The organism is Streptococcus mitis subsp. hohhotensis, from assembly GCF_020089495.2.
Classification (GTDB): Bacteria; Bacillota; Bacilli; order Lactobacillales; family Streptococcaceae; genus Streptococcus; species Streptococcus hohhotensis.
The window spans coordinates 20,616-41,218 of the sequence record NZ_JAIRCA020000007.1; the positions used below are offsets into that span (position 1 = coordinate 20,616).

Here is a 20,603-nt window from a genome sequence, read left to right on the forward strand (position 1 = left end):
AAAAGATGAGAAATGTAAAAGTTGCAGCCATTCAGATGCAATGTGCTCAGGATGTGGCAACAAATATTCAAACAGCAGAGCGTTTAGTACGTCAGGCTGCAGAACAAGGTGCACAAATTATTCTTTTACCCGAATTATTTGAACGTCCATACTTTTGTCAGGAACGTCAGTATGACTACTACCAGCATGCCCAATCTGTAGCAGAAAATACTGCCATTCAGCATTTTAAGGTGATTGCTAAGGAACTACAGCTTGTTTTACCGATCAGTTTCTATGAAAAAGATGGCAATGTCTTGTATAACTCTATTGCCGTCATTGATGCAGATGGGGAAGTGCTGGGCGTTTATCGAAAAACCCACATACCAGATGACCATTACTATCAAGAAAAATTTTATTTCACGCCTGGTAACACTGGTTTCAAGGTCTGGGATACTCGCTATGCCAAGATTGGGATCGGTATCTGTTGGGATCAATGGTTCCCTGAAACAGCGCGCTGTCTTGCGTTAAATGGTGCTGAATTGCTCTTTTATCCTACAGCCATCGGTTCAGAGCCGATTTTGGATACAGATAGTTGTGGTCATTGGCAACGTACCATGCAAGGACACGCAGCAGCAAATATTGTTCCAGTCATTGCAGCCAATCGCTATGGCTTTGAAGAAGTCACTTCAAGTGAGGAAAATGGTGGACAGAGTTCTAGTCTTGACTTCTACGGTTCCTCCTTTATGACAGATGAAACAGGAGCTATTCTAGAGCGAGCTGAAAGACAAGAAGAAGCTGTTCTGTTAGCAACTTATGACCTAGATAAGGGAGCAAGCGAACGCCTGAACTGGGGCTTGTTTCGAGATAGAAGACCCGAAATGTATCAACGCATTACGGACTAGTAGGAGAGAAATGAGAGATTCATTCTGCTAGATTAACTTCTTATTTTCAACTATAAGGATACTATGTTGTCTAGTAAGTGGATTTTACATTTTAATCCTCTAAGGCTTTCTCGCGCTTTTATGCGAGGAGCTTTTCTGTTTAAGCTTTATCAATAAAACATGCTATAATAGTTGCAGAAAGGTTGGTATTTATGGCTAGGATATTGGTTATTGAAGACAATAGTGACATTCAAGAGATTTTGCGAACACTTCTTACCGAGGAGCATGAGGTGATTCAAGCCTTTTTCGGTACAGAAGGAATTATGCTTTTTGACCAAGGTGGGATTGACCTCGTTTTACTAGATATCATGCTTCCTGGGAAAAATGGGGATCAGGTTTTAAAAGCCATCAGGGAACAAAGTCAAACTCCAGTCATTATGCTAACGGCTTTGAGCGATAAGAAGCTAATCAGTCAATATCTCTTAGACGGTGCCAATGATTACATAGTCAAACCTTTTGATTTGGACGAAGTCTTTGCTAGAGTTACTGTTCAATTACGCCAAAGTGCAGAAAAACAGCCTGTGGAAATAGGAAAAACTGAAAATCTGCCACAAAATTTGAAAAATATCCAGTTTGATGCAGAAAGTTTTGAAATCAAAAATAGTCAGGAAACGATTCGTCTTGCCAAGAAAGAATGCTTAATTCTCCAAACTCTCCTTAAACACCCTAAGAAAATTTTTACCAAGGAAGAACTTTATGAATTGGTCTGGGAGGAGAGCTACCTACCTGGAGATAATACTCTCAATACGCATTTGAGTAATCTTCGTAAGAAATTAAACCAGCTTGACCCAAATCAAGAATATATTGAAACCATTTGGGGAGTTGGGGTAAGATTAAAAGGAGACAAGCAATGACCTACATGATAATCTTTGTTCTACTGATACTTCTAATTATTTTATCGATTCTATTAATTCGCTACCATCTAGCACTTAAAAACTTGAGTCAACAGATTGAAGACAAGATTCTCACAGGTAGTATGAAAAGAGTCGGAATCAGCATTTTTTCCAAACATTTTTTACATCTCTACCAGCAGATTGAGAATTTATTTCAGGAAGTAGAACAATCTCGGTTGGTTATGAAAAGAGAAAAGCAGACTCTGGATATGGCCATCAGCAATATCGCCCATGATATTCGGACGCCTTTGACTATCGCTTCAGGCTACACCCAACAATTGATAAAATCTCCTGAAGACAAAGCAGAAACCTTACAAAAAATAGCCCAGCATCTTGATTTAGTTTCCAAACGTTTGGAGGCTCTCCTAGAATACCGTCGTTTGATGGAAGGAGCTGTCAAACCGAAACTGGAAGAAGTGGATTTTTCAGCTTTTATCACCAAAAAGACTCTGGCTTATTATGATGTTTTTCAGGCGGCAAATATCACGCTTGATTTTGAGGTTGAAACTGGTCTGAAAATGAGGACTGATGAAGACTTACTGGATCGAATTTTACAAAATTTGCTTGGAAATGTCCTCAAGCATGGTAAGGAAGAAGCTCGTCTATCTTTGAGAAAGGAAAAGGAACAGCTTGTCTTAGAGATTGCAAACCTTGTCAAACAGCCCATCAAAAAAATAGAAAATCTCAGCAACCGTTTTTATTCTGAAAATCTATCTGATACGGAAGAATCCTCTGGTTTAGGCCTTTATATCACTGAGGAATTATGCCATCTTCTCGGTGCAGAGATGAAACTAAGCACAGATGGGCAGTGGTTATCGGTTTTCATTTACTTTTAACGAAAAGGAACCTCCTCTGTAGGCTAGAGGAGGTCGTTTTATTATAGACTTTTCTTTTTGAAAACTGCCAGTCCACTTAGATTAAAGATTACAATAACAGCTAAGCTAACTATAAGTGTATAGAAAATGGATTCACTATTAGCAGTCATAGCATAAGCAAACTGTAATGAGAAATATGGCAAAATTTTGATACTTGGGAAGATGAGCATTGGCATAGAAAGGATGATAGAGCTAATCAGATATCCAATAAATACTGCAAGATAAGAATGACTAACATAGAGGATGAAGGAAACAATGGAAAGCCAAGCTAGAAGGCAAAGAAATTGAAGGAAAATGGTTACCAGTAAATTGCCAATAAAGCCATCAGGCATAGTTCCAAATCCATTTAAGATCGTTGCTGGAATAAAGGCAATCACAAGGCTAATGATGACTTGCAAAAGTGCAATAGAAGCCAATACAAAAGCTTTGGCGAGGAAAAACTCGGTACGAGAAATACCCACTGTTAAATTATTTTTATAGAGTTTGCCGATTAAATCAACTCCAAGAACGAGGCAGGCTAGGATGATGCAGAGAAAAACGAGGTTTGAACCTTGACTAGATGCGTTGATCAGGGCTTGTACACCATTCCAACCTTGGGTTGGAATTTCTGATTCTTCTGCCTGGATTGCCATCAGATGACCCGTAGCTCCTATACTTGCACCCATTAGCATGAGAGCAAAGAGAATGAACTCTGTAATCCAGAATCCTTTTGAACGGAAAAGACGGTAAAAGTCTGCTTGAATGGTATGTATCATGATTTTCCTCCTATTCGACCAATTGAGTGAAGTATTCTTCTAGGTTTTGACGAGCATAGTAAATCTCGTCAATAGCAACATCTGACAAGGTTAATTCTTTGAGAATCTGTTTGACATCTTGTTCCTGACCAAAGATGTGGATTTCATTCTCAGGATTGACAACCTTGAACTGGAGCTGGATTTGTTCTTTCAATACTTGACAAGCTTTCTCTTTGTCAGCTGTCTTAAGCACAATATAATCCTCACTTAGTGTTTCAAATTCAGCTTTACTGATTTCACGGATAATCTTTCCTTGATCTAAAATACCAAAACGATTGGCTAGGAGATAGAGTTCTGACAAGATATGGCTAGAGATGAGAATGGTGATCCCTTTTTCTTGATTGAGTCGTTGAATCATCAAACGAAATTCTTTTATACCGATTGGGTCGAGACCATTGATAGGTTCATCTAAAATCAGGAAGTCTGGTTTGGAAAGAAGGGCAATAGCGATGCCAAGTCTTTGCTTCATTCCAAGAGAGAAATCACGAAAGACTTTTTTACCTGTATCGGACAAACCTACATAGTCCAGTGTTTCTCGAATGACTTGATCAGCATTTGGAATATGACGAATCATACAGTAATATTTCAGATTTTGATAGGCTGTTAAGTGATTATGAGCTACAGGTGATTCGATAACAGAACCTACTCGAGTTAGAGCCTTGGTCCACTCATTTTCCGATTGACTAGAAAAGAGGGAAACAGTTCCTTTATCCGCAAACAGCAGTTGCGTAATAATTTTTATTAAGGTAGTCTTCCCAGCTCCGTTCTTCCCTATAAGCCCATAAATATCTCCCTCTCTTATCGTTAGATGAAGATCCTGAAGAATAGCTTGTTTGTCAAAGTTTTTGGACAATCCATGAATGTCGAGTACTGTTTTCATGATTCTCTCCTTTTGATTTATTTTGATAATTCTAGTATAAAGCATAGAAATCAAAGAAAGCTCAAGGATTTCTAAAGAGTTTCTAAAGTTTTAGGAATTCTTAAATATCAAAACCCAGTTGATATGAACTGGGCTTTTTAATTATAAAATATATTTCTCAATGGCACGCGCAACGCCGTCTTCTTCGTTGCTTACTGTAACGGCATCCGCAAGAGATTTGACATAATCGCTGGCATTTCCCATTGCAATACCCAGCCCTGCAAACTGGAGCATTTCGATATCGTTATTGGCGTCGCCCATGGCCATAATTTCTGATGGCTCGATATTCAAAATCTCTGCTAGTCGAGAAAGAGCGGTAGCCTTTGTAGTACCAAGTGGCATAGCTTCATAAATGACAGGTTGTGAACGAACTCCACTGAATCGTTGGCAGAGTTCCCCAGCAAAACGCTGTTCAAAATCGTCTGTTTGCTCTTTGGTGCCCAAAAACATACCTTGGAACATGCGGTACTTGCCACTAGTCGCTTCCTCAAGGGGAATTTCAGTCAGGTCTGAAAAGACTAGTTTAGCATCATTTTGAATGATTTCATTAGGTTTGCCACCGAGGACAAAATAATGTTCCTCATCAAAAAGAGTCAACTGAACCTCACTTTTTTCAGCAAGCTCATAGAGATATTCAATGTCAGCTGGACTGAGTTCTTGCCAATCAACCAGACTCCAATCACTTGTCTGGTGAGTTGAGCAACCGTTGTTAACAATCACATACTCATTCTGGAGGTCAAGCCCCAGTTTTTTGTAGTAGGGGAGAACACCGAAAAGTGGGCGACCTGTACAGAGAACCAGTTTGACACCTTTTTCAATGGCTTGATGAATAGCAGTAATATGAGCTTGTGGGATTTCCTTGGCTTCATTGAGGAGGGTTCCGTCCATATCCAAGGCTAATAGTTTAATCATAAGTCTTCCTTCTTTATCTTTTGGTATTATTATAGCATATTTTAGAAAATAAAATGGTAAAAGGAACGAGACTAATTGATTTTACAGTTTAAGATATTTGGAGAACATTTATTAGAAAAGGTTACACGTTATTCAATTAAGTAGATAATTATATTTAGCAAGCAGGTCAAAAAAACAGAGGATTTAAGATGAATAACACATTTTTTACCTTAAATCCTCTGTTTTCCTTAATTTTTTACAAATCAACTTGATTAGACGTGGGGTATGATTTATCTTCTAAATTTTCGTTTGATAATAGAGCGTTGGACTTTTAAAACAAGTAAGCTAAATCCGATTGCTGCGACAAATGCAAGAGCAGTTGATAATTTTAATGCTAAAAAGATAAAACTAAAGATAGCAATACAGATACAAAAAACAGCAATATTAACAAAAAATAGGATTTCCTTGAGATTGGCATCAGATTGCGCTTCAGGTGTATAATCTTGATAGCGAGGAACCTGATGGTTTAATTCTTCTTGATAGTCTACCTCATAGGATTGTAATTTTCTTACAGGCATTATTCTCTCCTTAACAGTACATACCTATTTTATCATTTTTTCAGCAGAGAATTATTACAGAAAGGTTACAAAAAGAATAAAGTACCTTTTCATTTTCAAACTATTGTTCAGGACACGATAGTTTGAAAATAATAGTACGCATAATATTAAGGTTGTTAAACACCTATTGAAAATAGATTAGCAGAAATTGAAACAGTACATTAATACTCTTCAAAACAAGTTAGCGTCATCTTGTATTAGGTATATGTTACTAATTTAGTTAGTTTTATATACAATCAAAAAGCTGTTCTTTGATTTTTATTGAGTATATAGACTGCAAATTGCGCTTAAAAATGGTATAATGGTAAAGTTATATAGTCCCGATAAGATGGTAGGTATTCATTACTAAGGAGTTTTCCTACCAGTACTTTGTAACTCTATAACACTATTTTTAAGGGGGGACATTTTTATGTCAGAACGTAAATTATTCACGTCTGAGTCTGTATCTGAGGGGCATCCAGATAAGATTGCAGACCAAATTTCAGATGCTATCTTGGATGCTATTTTAGCAAAGGATCCAGAGGCGCATGTTGCTGCTGAGACAGCTGTATATACTGGTTCTGTCCATGTTTTTGGTGAAATTTCTACAAATGCCTATGTGGATATTAACCGTGTAGTTCGTGATACCATTGCAGAGATTGGCTATACCAATACAGAATATGGATTTTCTGCTGAGACGGTGGGAGTTCATCCGTCACTTGTTGAGCAGTCACCAGATATTGCTCAAGGTGTTAACGAAGCCTTGGAGGTCCGTGGGAACGCAGACCAAGATCCGCTTGATTTGATTGGTGCTGGAGACCAAGGGCTCATGTTTGGATTTGCAGTGGATGAAACAGAAGAGCTCATGCCTTTGCCAATTTCACTCAGTCATAAATTGGTTCGTCGTTTGGCAGAACTTCGTAAGTCTGGTGAAATCAGTTATCTTCGCCCAGATGCTAAATCACAAGTTACAGTTGAGTATGATGAAAATGACCGTCCAGTACGTGTGGACACAGTCGTTATTTCAACTCAGCACGATCCAGAAGTCAGCAACGAACAAATTCACAATGATGTCATTAATAAGGTTATCAAAGAGGTTATTCCAGCCTCTTACTTGGATGCGCAAACAAAATTCTTCATCAATCCTACTGGTCGTTTTGTAATCGGTGGACCTCAAGGGGACTCAGGTTTGACTGGTCGTAAGATTATCGTAGATACTTATGGTGGCTACTCTCGTCACGGTGGTGGTGCTTTCTCTGGTAAAGATGCGACTAAGGTGGACCGTTCTGCGTCATATGCAGCTCGCTATATTGCCAAGAACATCGTTGCAGCCGGTCTTGCTAAGAAGGCAGAAGTTCAATTGGCCTACGCTATCGGTGTTGCGCAACCTGTTTCTGTTCGTATCGATACCTTCGGTACAGGAACAGTAGCTGAAAGTAAACTTGAAAAAGCGGCTCGTCAAATCTTTGACCTTCGTCCTGCAGGAATTATCCAAATGTTGGATCTTAAACGTCCAATCTACCGTCAAACAGCAGCTTATGGACACATGGGACGTACAGATATCGACCTTCCATGGGAACGTTTGGACAAGGTAGATGCTTTGAAAGAAGCAGTCAAATAAAATCTTGAGAGGGGGACTTCCCCTCTTTTTTACTGATAAAACATTTCACATACAAATAATTGAACTTTGGTAAAAATAAGACTATATATAGCTCTTCAGTTGTGTAGTATTAACAGAAGTTTAGTGGGTGAGTTCTTTATCATTTTCCTTATTCTGTTGACTATTTCATTCTGGTTTAGTATTTGGAAACTAGAAAAAGCACTAGCTAATAATTCACAATAATAACTCAAAAGATTTAGATCTGTTTTGTTTGCAGGTCTAAGTCTTTTTATCACTTTAAAAAAACTCCCATAACATCTTTCCGAAAAACTATAATTTTCTTGAAAAATAAATAAGTCTATGCTATACTACTTGTAGGCTTATTTATGGAGAAAATACATGAAACGTGAGATTTTACTGGAACGAATCGACAAACTAAAACAAATCATGCCCTGGTATGTTTTGGAATACTATCAATCTAAGCTGGCTGTACCTTACAGTTTTACAACCTTGTACGAATACCTCAAGGAATACGATCGATTTTTCAGCTGGGTCTTGGAGTCTGGTATTTCAAACGCTGATAAAATGTCCGATATTCCTTTATCAGTTTTGGAAAATATGTCTAAGAAAGACATGGAATCCTTTATCCTTTATCTACGTGAACGTCCTTTGCTGAATGCTAATACAACCAAACAAGGTGTTTCTCAGACAACCATCAATCGGACTTTGTCAGCACTTTCTAGTCTTTACAAGTATCTGACTGAGGAGGTTGAAAACGACCAGGGCGAACCTTATTTCTACCGTAATGTAATGAAGAAAGTTTCAACCAAGAAAAAGAAAGAGACACTTGCTGCCAGAGCTGAAAACATCAAACAAAAGCTCTTTCTAGGTGATGAAACAGAAGGATTTCTGACTTATATAGACCAAGATTACCCACAACAGCTCTCAAATCGTGCTCTATCATCGTTTAATAAAAATAAAGAACGTGATTTGGCCATTATTGCCCTTCTCTTGGCATCGGGTGTTCGCTTATCTGAAGCTGTTAATCTGGATCTAAGAGATCTCAATCTCAAGATGATGGTTATTGATGTCACTCGAAAAGGTGGCAAACGTGATTCGGTTAATGTTGCTGCCTTTGCTAAGCCTTATCTAGAGAATTATTTAGCCATTCGAAATCAACGCTATAAGACTGAAAAGACGGATATTGCACTCTTTCTAACTCTCTATCGAGGTGTTCCCAATCGTATTGACGCTTCCAGCGTTGAAAAAATGGTTGCTAAATACTCTGAAGACTTCAAAGTTCGTGTAACCCCCCACAAACTGCGCCATACCCTAGCAACTAGGCTCTATGATGCTACTAAATCGCAAGTTTTGGTCAGCCATCAGCTAGGACACGCCAGTACACAAGTCACTGACCTCTATACCCATATCGTTAATGATGAACAAAAAAATGCCTTGGATAGTTTATAGATTGCATAAATTAAATTATGTAATATATGAGAAAGGGATTCAATAAACTATTAATATTATTTGATCAAATCACATGCAATATCTGAGCTAGTAAATAGTTTTAAATAATTTGAATTAAAATTTATGTGACTACTAACTTATCTTCCTTTGTAATATACCGGATATGCAAATCATTTGTCATTGATATTTAACTTAAAATAAGAGGTTTCCACTAAAAATAAATCAAATTGAACACCTATAAAAACATGCTGACAGATATGTCCAATATTTTAGCTGAAAACATCGGTCATTCTGATTCTGAAGTCACCACTTCCATCTATACCCACGTCACAAAGAATATGAAAGATGAAGCAATCAACGTTCTTGATAAAGTAATGAAGAATATTTTATAAAAAGATTGCCTCTTTTTTTGCCGCCTGAACAGAAAAAAGCCCTTCGGATAAAATCCGAGGGGCTTAAAACGTTATTAAACCAACGATTATTTTTTAAGGTTGTAGAATGATTTCAATCCACGGTATTCAGCTACTTCACCAAGTTGGTCTTCGATACGAAGCAATTGGTTGTATTTAGCGATACGGTCTGTACGTGAAAGTGAACCAGTCTTGATTTGTCCTGCGTTAGTTGCAACTGCGATGTCAGCGATTGTTGAATCTTCAGTTTCACCTGAACGGTGTGATACAACGGCAGTGTAACCAGCTTCTTTAGCCATTTCGATAGCGTCAAATGTTTCAGTAAGAGTACCGATTTGGTTAACTTTGATAAGGATTGAGTTAGCAGCACCTTCAGCAATACCTTTTTCAAGGTAAGCAGTATTTGTTACGAAGAAGTCGTCACCAACCAATTGAACTTTACCACCAAGACGTTCAGTAAGAGCTTTCCATCCATCCCAGTCGTTTTCGTCCATACCATCTTCGATAGTGATGATTGGGTATTTGTTTACCAATTCTTCAAGGTAGTCGATTTGTTCTGCAGAAGTACGAACAGCAGCTCCTTCACCTTCGAATTTAGTGTAGTCGTAAACTTTACGTTCTTTATCGTAGAATTCTGATGATGCACAGTCAAATCCGATAAATACGTCTTTACCTGGAACATAACCAGCAGCTTCGATAGCAGCAAGGATAGTTTCTACTCCATCTTCAGTTCCTTCGAAACGAGGAGCGAATCCACCTTCGTCACCTACAGCTGTTTCAAGACCACGACCTTTAAGGATTTTCTTAAGTGCGTGGAAGATTTCAGCACCCCAACGAAGAGCTTCTTTGAATGTTGGTGCACCAGCAGGTACGATCATGAATTCTTGGAAAGCGATTGGAGCATCTGAGTGAGAACCACCGTTGATGATGTTCATCATTGGAGTTGGAAGAACTTTAGTGTTGAATCCACCAAGGTAGCTGTAAAGTGGGATTTCAAGGTAGTCAGCAGCAGCGCGAGCTACAGCGATAGACACACCAAGGATTGCGTTCGCACCCAATTTACCTTTGTTAGGAGTACCGTCAAGTGCGATCATAGCACGGTCGATAGCTTGTTGGTCACGTACATCGTAGCCGATGATTGCTTCAGCAATGATGTTGTTTACGTTGTCAACAGCTTTTTGTGTACCAAGACCACCGTAACGAGATTTGTCACCATCGCGAAGTTCAACTGCTTCGTGTTCACCAGTAGAAGCTCCTGATGGAACCATACCACGTCCGAAAGCACCTGATTCAGTGTAAACTTCTACTTCAAGTGTTGGGTTACCGCGTGAGTCTAGGACTTCGCGAGCGTAAACATCAGTAATAATTGACATTTTTTACTCTCCTTATGAGTTAAATTTTTTACACCTCTATAATACCTTAAATACCCTCCTTTTTCAAGAAAAAACGTTATCTTTGTGCAAATTTTCCTTAACTTTATAAAGTAATCGCTTTCTTTTGTCTGTTTTATTCTAACTTTTATGATATACTGTTTTCATGACAGATTTATCAAAACAATTACTTGAAAAAGCTCATGGTGGGCCAAAATTAAATCCGGATGAGCAAAGACGCTATCTTGGTACTTTTGAGGAAAGAGTTCTTGGATATGCTGATATTGACACAGCAAATAGCCCTCAGCTAGAAAAAGGCTTTTTATCGATTTTAGAAAACCTTCAGGAAAAAGCAGATCCACTATTTGTGAAGATTTCGCCAAATATCGAATTTGATAAGCAAGTTTTCTACTTAAAAGAAGCTAAAGAAACTGATAGTCAAGCTACCATAGTATCTGAAGAGCATTCTACTTCTCCTTTTGGCCTGATTATCCATAGCAATGCACCAGTTCAAGTAGAAGAAAAGAACCTTCGACTTGCTTTTGCAAAACTTTGGGAAGTTAAAAAGGAAGAACCAGCCAAAACATCCTTCTGGAAGAGATGGTTTGGCTAAATATTGCGCATACTTAATAAACGCCCAATATTGGCAGCCGTGTGCTCCAGATAGAGACTGGCATTTTGCAAACTATCTTCCAAAGGTTCAGATTTCTCCAAAATAGAAAAGACAGCTTGGATATTTTCAAATGGTAGGGAAGGTAAATCTTCAGCAAGACTACCGCAAATAGCAATGACAGGAACTCCAATAGGGGTTCTTTTTGCAACACCTATAGGCGCTTTACCTGCTAGACTTTGACGATCTAGCCTTCCCTCTCCAACAATAACCAAGTCAGCATCTGAAACTTTATTATCAAAGTTGATTAAATCCAAGCAGGTATCAATTCCAGACACGATACTTGCCTGAGTAAAGGCACACAAGCCACCAGCAAGGCCTCCACCAGCTCCTGCTCCTTTAATTTCCAATGTTGAAGGTGAAACTTTTTCATAAAAATCTTGGATTGCCTGATCTACAGTTTCAAACATAATAGGATCTAGACCTTTTTGTTTGCCAAAAGTGTAAGTCGCACCTTGATGACCACATAAGGGACTCACAACATCTGCTAAAATATTAATTTGAACTCCTTCAGGAATTTCATAGCAATTTTCTGTTGAAACAGAAGCTAATTTTAGTAAGGATTGACCGCATGCAGGCAAGACATTTCCATCCCTATCATAAAATCGATAACCCAAACCAGCAGCAATCCCCAGTCCTCCGTCATTACTAGCCGTACCACCAACGCCGATATAGATATTTTTAATACCTTGAGCAATGAGGTGGCGGAGTAATTCCCCTATTCCACAAGTTTGGATTTGAAGTGGATTTCGTTTCTCTAGCGGAATCTTTCCAAGACCAACCAAATCAGCAACTTCAAATAGTGCCAGTCCCCCTTTTTGAAAATAGCACATGACTTCTTTTTGTCCAAAAGGTCCTGTCACTTGGATCCATTTTTCTTCAAGGTCAAGAGAATGTCGAATGGAATCTACTGTACCTTCGCCACCATCACCAACAGGGCAGAGGAGGCATTCTACATCTGCTATCGATTGTTGGAAGCCTCTTTTTATTGCTTCAGCTACCTCTTCAGCGGTCAAGCTTTCCTTAAATGAATCTGGTGCAATTACAATTTTCATATTTTTCCCTCATTCTAAACAGTCAATCAAAGGAAGAACCTCTAAAAAATCCCTCTTGTCAACATGATTCGGTATTTCTTGTTTCAGCACTTCTTTGGCACAAAAAGCAATTCCCAGTCCTGCTGACTTCAACATTAATAAGTCATTAGCCCCATCACCGATTGCAACCGTTCTTTCTTTAGGAAGATTTAGTTTCTCTCTCCATTTTTCCAGAGTCTCTTTTTTGACCTGGGGACTGATAATTTGTCCAATCAATTTTCCAGTTAAAAGACCATCTTTGACTTTAAGTTGGTTGGCAGAGAAATAGGCAATTCCAAGAGATTTTGCTAATCTGTCAACTATTGGTGTAAATCCACCGGACACCAGACCAACTAGGATGCCATTCTTTTGGAGAATAGAGATAAATTTCTGTGCATTTGGCGCTAGATGAATAGAGTTGAAGACTGTATCAAAGACCGAAACAGGAAGACCTTCCAACAAGGACACTCTTTTTCTTAAACTGCTTTCAAAGTCTAACTCTCCTCGCATTGCACGACTTGTAATCTGCGAAATTTCCTCCTCACAAGCTGCCTCTCTTCCCAACAAATCAATCACTTCTTCTAGGATTAAGGTTCCATCAACATCCATGACACACAAACATTTTACTTGAGACATCAGTTCTCCTCTCTAAACAGCCCAAAAATCGTATGAAGTCATCATACGATTTTATCTATTAATTAACTAAACTATGGTACAAGTCAAGATATGACTTGCAAGCTGTATCCCATGAGAAATCACACTCCATAGCTTGTTTTTGTAAATTTCTCCAAACATCAGGATGGTTTCTATACAAGTCCAAAGCTGTTTGGAAAGTCCAATTTAACCAGTAAGGAGATAGATTGTCAAAGCTAAAGCCAGTACCGCTTCCTTCGATTGGATTGAAAGCGCGAACTGTATCTCGCAAGCCTCCAACTTCATGGACCAATGGCAAGGTTCCGTAACGCATAGCCATCATCTGAGACAAGCCACACGGTTCAAAACGACTCGGCATGAGGAAGAGGTCACAAGCAGCGTAGATTTCTTGAGCTAGTTTGACATCAAAAGTGATATTTGCTGATAGCTTGTCTGGATATATTTGAGCAAACCATGAGAAAGCTCCTTCAAAGGCTGGATCTCCAGTTCCCAAAAGAACAATCTGAACATCATTTTGCAAGATATGGTGAAGACTTTCTACCGCCACATCAAAACCTTTTTGACGTGTCAAACGAGAAACAATTCCCACCAGTGGAACGTCAGCTCTAACGGGCAAGCCAACTCTTTCTTGCAATTTTGCCTTGTTTTGGGCTTTCCCAGACAAATCTTCCTGATTAAAATGATAGTCTAAAAGGTCATCCGTTTGAGGATTATAAAGATCAGCATCAATCCCGTTCACGATACCAGACACCTTGCCAGACTCCATTCGAAGAATTTGATCCAAGTTACATCCGAACTGACTGGTCATAATTTCATGAGCATAACTAGGTGAAACGGTTGAAACACGGTCAGCATAAAGAATACCAGCCTTCATCCAGTTCAGACAATTGTTCCAGCGAAGGGTACCATCAGCATAACGCTCAAAGCCAACTCCAAACAAATCCCATAACATTCCTTCTGAAAATTGTCCTTGGAATTCCAAATTATGAATGGTTAAAACAGTTTTTATTCCTTGATAGGCTTGAATCCAACGGTATTTTTCCTTTAACAAGAAAGGAATCATAGCTGTATGGTAGTCATGAACATGGAGAAGGTCAGGAATAAAGTCAATCCTTTCCATGGACTCAATGGCAGCAAGTTGGAAAAAGGCAAAGCGTTCTCCGTCGTCAAAATCACCGTAAACATGACCACGGAAGAAATAATATTGGTTGTCAATAAAGTAGAAGGTTACACCGTTTAAGACGGTTTTCTTAATCCCACAGTACTGTCTGCGCCAACCGACACTCACCTCAAAATGAAGAACATCTTCAATTTGATTTCCAAATTTAGTCTCTACCATGTCATAGTAGGGTAAAATCACTGCAACTTCGTGCCCAGCTTTTACCAGTGATTTTGGAAGAGCGCCAATAACGTCTCCCAAACCACCTGTTTTTGAAAAGGGTGCACCCTCTGCTGCTACAAATAAAATTTTCATGAATGAATATCCTCTGTTACTTTGCTACCTTTCTTAACGACAACTGGATGTTCTGCAGTTCCTCGAATCACAACGCCATCCGCAACTTCCACACCCTTGTCCAAGATAGCATATTCGACCTGAGCACCTTCTCCAATAACAACGCGAGGGAAGAGTAGACTATCTTTAACCAAGCTATCCTTATGGACATGAATATTACGTGATAGAACAGAATTAGCCACTTGACCTTCAATGATACTACCAGAAGCAAACTGAGAAGTACTTACCTTAGATGTATTAGCATAATAAGTTGGCTCTTCGTTTTTGACCTTTGTATAAATCTTTTGGTTTGGTGAGAAGAGAGAGTAGAATTTTTGTGATTCAAGCATATCTTTGTTAGCTTGGTAATAAGACTCTACAGAGTGAATATTTGCAAGGTAGCCTGTATACTCGTAGGCAAAAGCTCCTTCTTTAGCAGCTAAATCACGTAAAACATAGCGCAATTTCTCTGGATGGTCTTTTTTAGCCTCTTCTTGCAAACGTTCAATCAACCAAGGTGTATCAACAACAAAAATATCTGTAGACATATTGAATATTTCTTCTGTTGATTTTCTATCAAATAGCGTGTGAGAACGAACATGGTCTGTTTCATCCACTTCCAAGATTGCGTTTACTTCTGAAATATCTTTTTTAGGTAGTTTTTTATAAACTACAGTGATTGGACCTTTTGTTGTACTGTGTAGATGGAATACTTGATTCAAATCAATGTTAATCAAGACATCGCAGTTGAGGGCAACCGTTTGGTTTGAGCCAGAACGTTTCAAATAAGTAAGAAGCTGTTGGTAGTATTCTTTTCCAACTGTACTACTTTCCACACGGGTATTGTAAATACCTAGATAATAGTGGCTAAGAAGGGTTGATAAGCCCCACTCACGTCCTGAACGGATATGGTCAAAGACAGAACTGATATTATCTTGTTGGAAAATACCAAAGATACTACGGACACCTGCATTAGCAAGACTGGAAAGTGGGAAGTCAATCAAACGATATTTACCACCAAATGGCAAACTAGCTACTGGACGGTGGTCTGTCAGTGTTGACATATCATGAAAACCAACTGTATTTCCTAAAATGGCTGAATATTTATCAATCTTCATCTGTTGCTACCCCCACTACTTCATTATATCCTACAACTTGTACTTCTTCTGTTCCATCAATTTCGACACCGTCCGAAATAACTGCACCTTCACCAATAATGGCACGTTTGATTTTAGCTCCCTGACCAACAATTGCACCACTCATGATAACTGAATCTACTACTTCTGCCCCTTCGCGAACTTGCGCACCTGTTGAAAGGATAGAATGTTTAACAGTTCCATCTACAAAACAGCCATCAACAACCAAGGAATCTTCCACATGAGCATTTGCCCCAAGGAAGTTTGGTGGTGAAATTAAGTTTCTTGAGTAAATCTTCCATTGACGGTTACGGCTGTCCAAGGCATTCTCTGGAGAAATGTACTCCATATTTGCTTCCCAAAGTGACTCAATGGTACCAACATCTTTCCAGTAGCCATTAAACTCATATGCATAGACACTTTCACCTGACTCAAGGTAATTTGGAATGACATTTTTACCAAAATCTGACATATCTACATTGCTCTTTTCAGCAGCAACAAGCATATTGCGCAGACGTTGCCAATCAAAGATGTAAATACCCATAGAAGCCTTTGTAGATTTTGGTTGTGCTGGCTTTTCTTCAAATTCAACAATGCGGTTATTGGCATCTGTGTTCATAATTCCAAAACGGCTAGCTTCTTTTAGAGGAACATCAAGAACTGCTACTGTCAAACTAGCATTATTATCCTTGTGTGACTGGAGCATATCATCATAGTCCATTTTATAGATGTGGTCCCCAGACAGAATCAAGACATACTCAGGATTGACACTGTCGATATAGTCGATATTTTGGTAAATAGCGTGACTAGTCCCTTCGAACCAACGATTTCCTTCACTTGCAGAATACGGTTGAAGAATAGAGACACCAGAATTGATACCGTCTAGTCCCCAGCTTGAACCATTCCCAATATGGTTATTGAGAGCAAGAGGTTGGTACTGTGTAATGACTCCAACATTGTGAATCCCTGAGTTGGCACAGTTTGAAAGAGCAAAGTCAATGATACGGTAGCGCCCACCAAATTGCACAGCTGGTTTTGCAAGGTTTTGAGTGAGTTTTCCGAGACGAGTTCCTTGCCCACCAGCAAGAATCAAAGCTAACATTTCATTCTTCATTTTCTACTCCTTTTTGGTTTTTATTTGTGACGGTTTTTGCAGATTTCAAGCGGCGTTTGATTTTCCAAACACTTGCTCCCATAGCCGGTAGGGTAAAGGTCAAGGTCTGCTCATAATCTTTCCATAGTCCTTCTTGCGTTTGAACAGTTTGATTATGTTCTTTCCAAACGCCTCCCCACTCTTCTAACTCAGTATTCCAGACTTCTTCATAAATCCCTGCAATAGGCAGTCCAATTGTAAAATCTTTTCGTTCAACTGGTGCCATATTAAAGACACAGACTAACATATCATCTTTCTTGCCTTTACGGATGAAGGAGAGAACACTCTGGTCTCGATTATCCGCATCGATGATTTCAATACCATCATAGCTGGTATCAATTTCCCACAGACAGCGGTGATCTTTGTAAAACTGGTTTAGCTGAGAAGTGAAATACTTCATCTTAGCATTCATAGGGTCTTCTAGATTAGACCATTCCAACTGCTCTTCAGATCTCCATTCTAGGAATTGGCCGTATTCACTTCCCATAAAGAGCAATTTCTTACCAGGGTGACAAATTTGGTAAGTGTAGAGATTGCGTAAGCCTGCGAATTGATTGTAACGATCTCCCCACATCTTATGCATCATACTCTTCTTACCGTGAACCACTTCATCGTGCGAGAATGGTAGGAGATAGTTTTCCTTGAAAACATACATAAAGCTGAAAGTCACCAGATTAAAGTCATACTTACGGTAAATAGGGTCTTCTTCGTAGAATCGGAGGATATCATTCATCCAGCCCATATTCCACTTGTAGTCAAATCCTAGACCACCAAGCTCTTTCATTCCCGTAATCTTGGTTACTGACGAACTTTCTTCTGCGATCATCATCACATCTGGATGTGCTAGTTTAATGACATCATTCAAGCGTTGAAGGAAATAATATCCTTCATAGTTGAGATTGCCACCATCTTTATTAGGTGTCCATGGAGCATCATCGTAGTCAAGATAGAGCATGTTGCTAACTGCATCCACTCGAATACCATCTAGATGGTAAAAGTCAATCCAAAACTTAATGCTAGAAATCAAGAAAGACTGGACTTCATTCTTTCCAAGGTCAAAATTGAGAGCGCCCCAACCATAGTTATGAGCCTTATTATGGTCTTGGTACTCAAAAGTCGGTGTCCCGTCATAATAAGCTAAGGCATCATCATTAATGGTGAAATGACCAGGTACCCAGTCTACAATAACCCCAATATTGTTTAAGTGACATTCCTCAACAAAATCTTGAAACTCTTCAGGGCGACCATAGGCATGCTCTAAAGCGAAGTAACCCATAAGCTGATAGCCCCAACTCAAACCGAGAGGGTGAGACATCAAGGGCATAAACTCAATGTGAGTATAGTTCATCTCAACTAGGTAAGGAATGAGTTCATCTTTCAATTGAGCAAAACTATAAGGACTTCCATCTGGATTTCTCTTCCAAGATCCAGCATGAACTTCGTAGATATTGACAGGACGTTCAAAGAAAGTCCAACGTTTTCTGCGAGCTAACCAAAGCCCATCCTTCCATTTCTTTTCTGGAATCTCTGTTAAAATAGCTCCAGTACCCGGACGTGCCTCATACCGTACAGCCAAAGGATCAATCTTCATCAACTGATGACCATTTGCGCGTGTGATATGATACTTATAAATTTGGCCTTCTTGAGCAAGAGTAGTGAAGACTTCCCAGACTCCAAATTCATTTCGTTCCATCGGAATTTGATTTTCTACCCAATTCGTGAAATCTCCCACCAAGTGGACAGTCTGAGCATTGGGAGCCCACACACGAAATGTATAACCGTATTCTCCATTTAGTTCTTCCCTATGTGCTCCTAGATAATGCTGAAGGTGAAAATTTTCTCCTGTCATAAAGGTTTCTAAAGCTTGTTTCTTATCCATACACCCTCCTAATTCTGTAAGCGTTTTCTATGTTTTTATTATACTACCTTTTTAGAGAAGATTCAAGTGAATTACTATATTTGGTAAAAATTCTTTTGAAAATCTTCAACAAATTCACTGATGTGTTCTCTTGTAAATCAAGAATTTTTCAGAAATGCTTTGAAAACGAATTGTTTTTTTACAATACTATCATAAAGTTCGTTAATTTACTAATAAAATTATTGATTTAAAGTAAAAAAAGAAAACAGGAAAAGAATTTCCTGATTTTATCTTTTATTTCACATCAAAAACAATGGATTTGACATTTGTCATCGCTTCAATGCTATATTTAATTCCTTGAACACCAGCACCAGAACCTTTGACACCAAGGAATGGGAAATTATCTGGACCACGCTGGGTTTTATTATTAATGTGGACCGTACCCACTTCAAGTTTTTTAGCGATTTCAAAGGCCTTTTTGAAATCATTTGTAAAGACTGAGGATTGAAGTCCGAATTCAGATTCGTTGGCAAAGGCAATAGCTTCATCTACACTAGTAACACGAATAATTGGTAAAACAGGACCAAATGGCTCTTCCCATGCTACTTTCATATCTTTTGTAACTTGGTCAAAAAGTACTGGCCAGAGAAGATTGCCCTCACGTTTGATTGGTGTAAGAACCTGAGCACCTTTTTCTTGCGCATCCTCAATCAAGCCCCAAATGAAGTCAGCCGAAGCATTGTCAATAACAGGTGTAATATCAGCATTGTCAAATGGATCACCAACTGTTAATTTAGCAACTTCTTCTTGAAGCAAAGTAACTAATTGATCTGCTACACTTTCAAGAACAATGACACGTTTAATGGCCGTGCAACGTTGGCCTGAGTAGCTAAAGGCACCCACAACAATTTGCTTGGTAGCATGTTCCAAATCTGCTTCATCTAGTACAAGAGCCGCATCTTTTCCGCCAAGTTCCAACATGATAGGACGCATACCAGCTAAACGACCAATACGTTCTCCGATAGGAGTTGAACCTGTAAAGTTGATGAAGTTGACTTCTTTGTGCTCAATGATATAATCCCCAATTTCTGAACCACGTCCCGTAATGGTATTGAAAACACCTGCTGGAATCCCTGCTTCTTCAAAGGCTTTAGCCAACAAGAGACCAGAAATAGAACCTTGTGTTGGTGGTTTAAACATAACCACATTCCCTGCAATCAAGGCCGGAGCAATCTTAGATCCAGAAAGGTTGACTGGATAGTTAAAGGGAGCGATCGCTAGCACGACTCCAACCGGCTCACGACGGACAACAGCCAGTTTGTTTTTACTTGCTGCCTCAAAACCACCACCTTCCATTGCTTGTCCAGTGATACGGAGACCTTCTTCAGCAGCATAACGAATCAAGTCTGCTGTACGCACTACTTCTCCAATTGCTGCTTTAATCCCTTTTGCTACTTCTTTGGCAAGGATAGTACCAATTTCTTCCTTATCACATTCTAAAATAGCTGCTGTCTTATGCAAATAAGCCGCACGTTCAACTGCTGATAAAGCTCGCCATGCTGGCAGGGCTGCACGCGCAGCTTGCATAGCCTCGTCTACTTCCGCTTGGCTCATAGCGGGTACTGCCCCTAATTCTTCTTGATTGATTGGTGAATAAATCGTAATTTCTTTTTCAGATGATTTCCATTCTCCATTTACTAAATTCTTATATCTTGTCAAATTCTCGCCCTCCTGAAAATGATTAGATATATTTTACCAAATTTTCAGAAAATTACAACCTTTTTTACAATATTTTTGAGATTTTTTTCACAAGCTTGACTTTTCAAACT

General features: G+C 39.0%; 18 protein-coding genes and 1 pseudogene. 7 read left to right on the forward strand and 12 right to left on the reverse strand.

The window, feature by feature from the left end:
• Positions 1-5 precede the first annotated feature (5 nt).
• The 3 genes from aguB to K4Z77_RS04150 all read left to right on the forward strand — a co-directional run bounded on the left by aguB (position 6) and on the right by K4Z77_RS04150 (position 2,649).
• Positions 6-881 carry an N-carbamoylputrescine amidase gene (gene aguB, locus K4Z77_RS04140; RefSeq protein ID WP_224218540.1) on the forward strand — a complete coding sequence of 292 codons (876 nt, stop codon included), beginning with the start codon at positions 6-8 and terminating at the stop codon, positions 879-881.
• A gap of 191 nt (positions 882-1,072) precedes the next feature.
• Entirely contained in the window at positions 1,073-1,774 is a 702-nt protein-coding gene (locus K4Z77_RS04145) for a response regulator transcription factor (RefSeq protein WP_224218541.1), read from the forward strand.
• Positions 1,771-2,649 carry a sensor histidine kinase gene (locus K4Z77_RS04150; RefSeq protein ID WP_224218542.1) on the forward strand — a complete coding sequence of 293 codons (879 nt, stop codon included), beginning with the start codon at positions 1,771-1,773 and terminating at the stop codon, positions 2,647-2,649. The genes K4Z77_RS04145 and K4Z77_RS04150 overlap by 4 nt, the downstream gene beginning before the upstream one ends.
• A gap of 41 nt (positions 2,650-2,690) precedes the next feature.
• Here the strand turns inward: K4Z77_RS04150 and K4Z77_RS04155 are convergent, their stop codons facing one another.
• The 4 genes from K4Z77_RS04155 to K4Z77_RS04170 form a co-directional block, all read right to left on the reverse strand.
• Positions 2,691-3,443: an ABC transporter permease gene (locus tag K4Z77_RS04155; protein ID WP_224218543.1), complete on the reverse strand. Its 753-nt coding sequence runs from the start codon at positions 3,441-3,443 to the stop codon at positions 2,691-2,693.
• Positions 3,444-3,453: 10 nt separating this feature from the next.
• Positions 3,454-4,362 carry an ABC transporter ATP-binding protein gene (locus K4Z77_RS04160; RefSeq protein WP_224218544.1) on the reverse strand — a complete coding sequence of 303 codons (909 nt, stop codon included), beginning with the start codon at positions 4,360-4,362 and terminating at the stop codon, positions 3,454-3,456.
• Between the two features lie 141 nt (positions 4,363-4,503).
• On the reverse strand, positions 4,504-5,313 hold the full coding sequence (locus K4Z77_RS04165; protein ID WP_224218545.1) for a Cof-type HAD-IIB family hydrolase: 810 nt from the start codon (positions 5,311-5,313) through the stop codon (positions 4,504-4,506).
• 269 nt (positions 5,314-5,582) lie between these two features.
• Positions 5,583-5,870, reverse strand: a complete 288-nt coding sequence (locus K4Z77_RS04170; protein WP_224218546.1) for a DUF3270 domain-containing protein — start codon at positions 5,868-5,870, stop codon at positions 5,583-5,585.
• A gap of 448 nt (positions 5,871-6,318) precedes the next feature.
• On the opposite strand from K4Z77_RS04170, the gene metK reads away from it, so the two are divergent.
• The 3 genes and pseudogenes from metK to K4Z77_RS09760 form a co-directional block, all read left to right on the forward strand.
• A complete protein-coding gene (gene metK / locus K4Z77_RS04175) occupies positions 6,319-7,509 on the forward strand; it encodes a methionine adenosyltransferase (protein WP_224218547.1) in 1,191 nt (396 codons plus the stop codon).
• A gap of 378 nt (positions 7,510-7,887) precedes the next feature.
• Complete coding sequence (xerS, locus tag K4Z77_RS04180; RefSeq protein ID WP_000817858.1) at positions 7,888-8,958, forward strand: tyrosine recombinase XerS; 1,071 nt, start codon at positions 7,888-7,890, stop codon at positions 8,956-8,958.
• 281 nt (positions 8,959-9,239) lie between these two features.
• A pseudogene (locus K4Z77_RS09760) lies at positions 9,240-9,378 on the forward strand (integrase); the annotation flags it as partial.
• A gap of 58 nt (positions 9,379-9,436) precedes the next feature.
• Here the strand turns inward: K4Z77_RS09760 and eno are convergent.
• On the reverse strand, positions 9,437-10,741 hold the full coding sequence (eno, locus tag K4Z77_RS04190) for a surface-displayed alpha-enolase (RefSeq protein WP_224218548.1): 1,305 nt from the start codon (positions 10,739-10,741) through the stop codon (positions 9,437-9,439).
• Between the two features lie 163 nt (positions 10,742-10,904).
• Here eno and K4Z77_RS04195 point away from each other — a divergent pair, with 163 nt between their 5' ends.
• On the forward strand, positions 10,905-11,351 hold the full coding sequence (locus K4Z77_RS04195) for a YueI family protein (protein WP_224218549.1): 447 nt from the start codon (positions 10,905-10,907) through the stop codon (positions 11,349-11,351).
• Here the strand turns inward: K4Z77_RS04195 and K4Z77_RS04200 are convergent.
• The 7 genes from K4Z77_RS04200 to K4Z77_RS04230 all read right to left on the reverse strand — a co-directional run bounded on the left by K4Z77_RS04200 (position 11,348) and on the right by K4Z77_RS04230 (position 20,493).
• Complete coding sequence (locus K4Z77_RS04200; protein ID WP_224218550.1) at positions 11,348-12,463, reverse strand: glycerate kinase; 1,116 nt, start codon at positions 12,461-12,463, stop codon at positions 11,348-11,350. The genes K4Z77_RS04195 and K4Z77_RS04200 overlap by 4 nt on opposite strands.
• Positions 12,464-12,472: 9 nt before the next feature.
• A complete protein-coding gene (serB, locus tag K4Z77_RS04205; protein ID WP_224218551.1) occupies positions 12,473-13,117 on the reverse strand; it encodes a phosphoserine phosphatase SerB in 645 nt (214 codons plus the stop codon).
• A 58-nt stretch (positions 13,118-13,175) separates the two neighbouring features.
• On the reverse strand, positions 13,176-14,609 hold the full coding sequence (gene glgA / locus K4Z77_RS04210) for a glycogen synthase GlgA (protein WP_224218552.1): 1,434 nt from the start codon (positions 14,607-14,609) through the stop codon (positions 13,176-13,178).
• A complete protein-coding gene (gene glgD / locus K4Z77_RS04215; RefSeq protein ID WP_224218553.1) occupies positions 14,606-15,745 on the reverse strand; it encodes a glucose-1-phosphate adenylyltransferase subunit GlgD in 1,140 nt (379 codons plus the stop codon). Before glgD ends, glgA begins: the two co-directional genes overlap by 4 nt.
• The gene (locus tag K4Z77_RS04220; RefSeq protein ID WP_000787247.1) at positions 15,735-16,877 is read right to left on the reverse strand and encodes a glucose-1-phosphate adenylyltransferase; all 1,143 of its coding nucleotides are present in this window, start codon (positions 16,875-16,877) and stop codon (positions 15,735-15,737) included. Before K4Z77_RS04220 ends, glgD begins: the two co-directional genes overlap by 11 nt.
• Complete coding sequence (gene glgB, locus K4Z77_RS04225) at positions 16,867-18,795, reverse strand: 1,4-alpha-glucan branching protein GlgB (protein ID WP_224218554.1); 1,929 nt, start codon at positions 18,793-18,795, stop codon at positions 16,867-16,869. Before glgB ends, K4Z77_RS04220 begins: the two co-directional genes overlap by 11 nt.
• A 273-nt stretch (positions 18,796-19,068) precedes the next feature.
• Positions 19,069-20,493 (reverse strand): NADP-dependent glyceraldehyde-3-phosphate dehydrogenase, encoded by a 1,425-nt coding sequence (locus K4Z77_RS04230; protein WP_224218555.1) that lies wholly within the window; start codon positions 20,491-20,493, stop codon positions 19,069-19,071.
• Positions 20,494-20,603 lie beyond the last annotated feature (110 nt).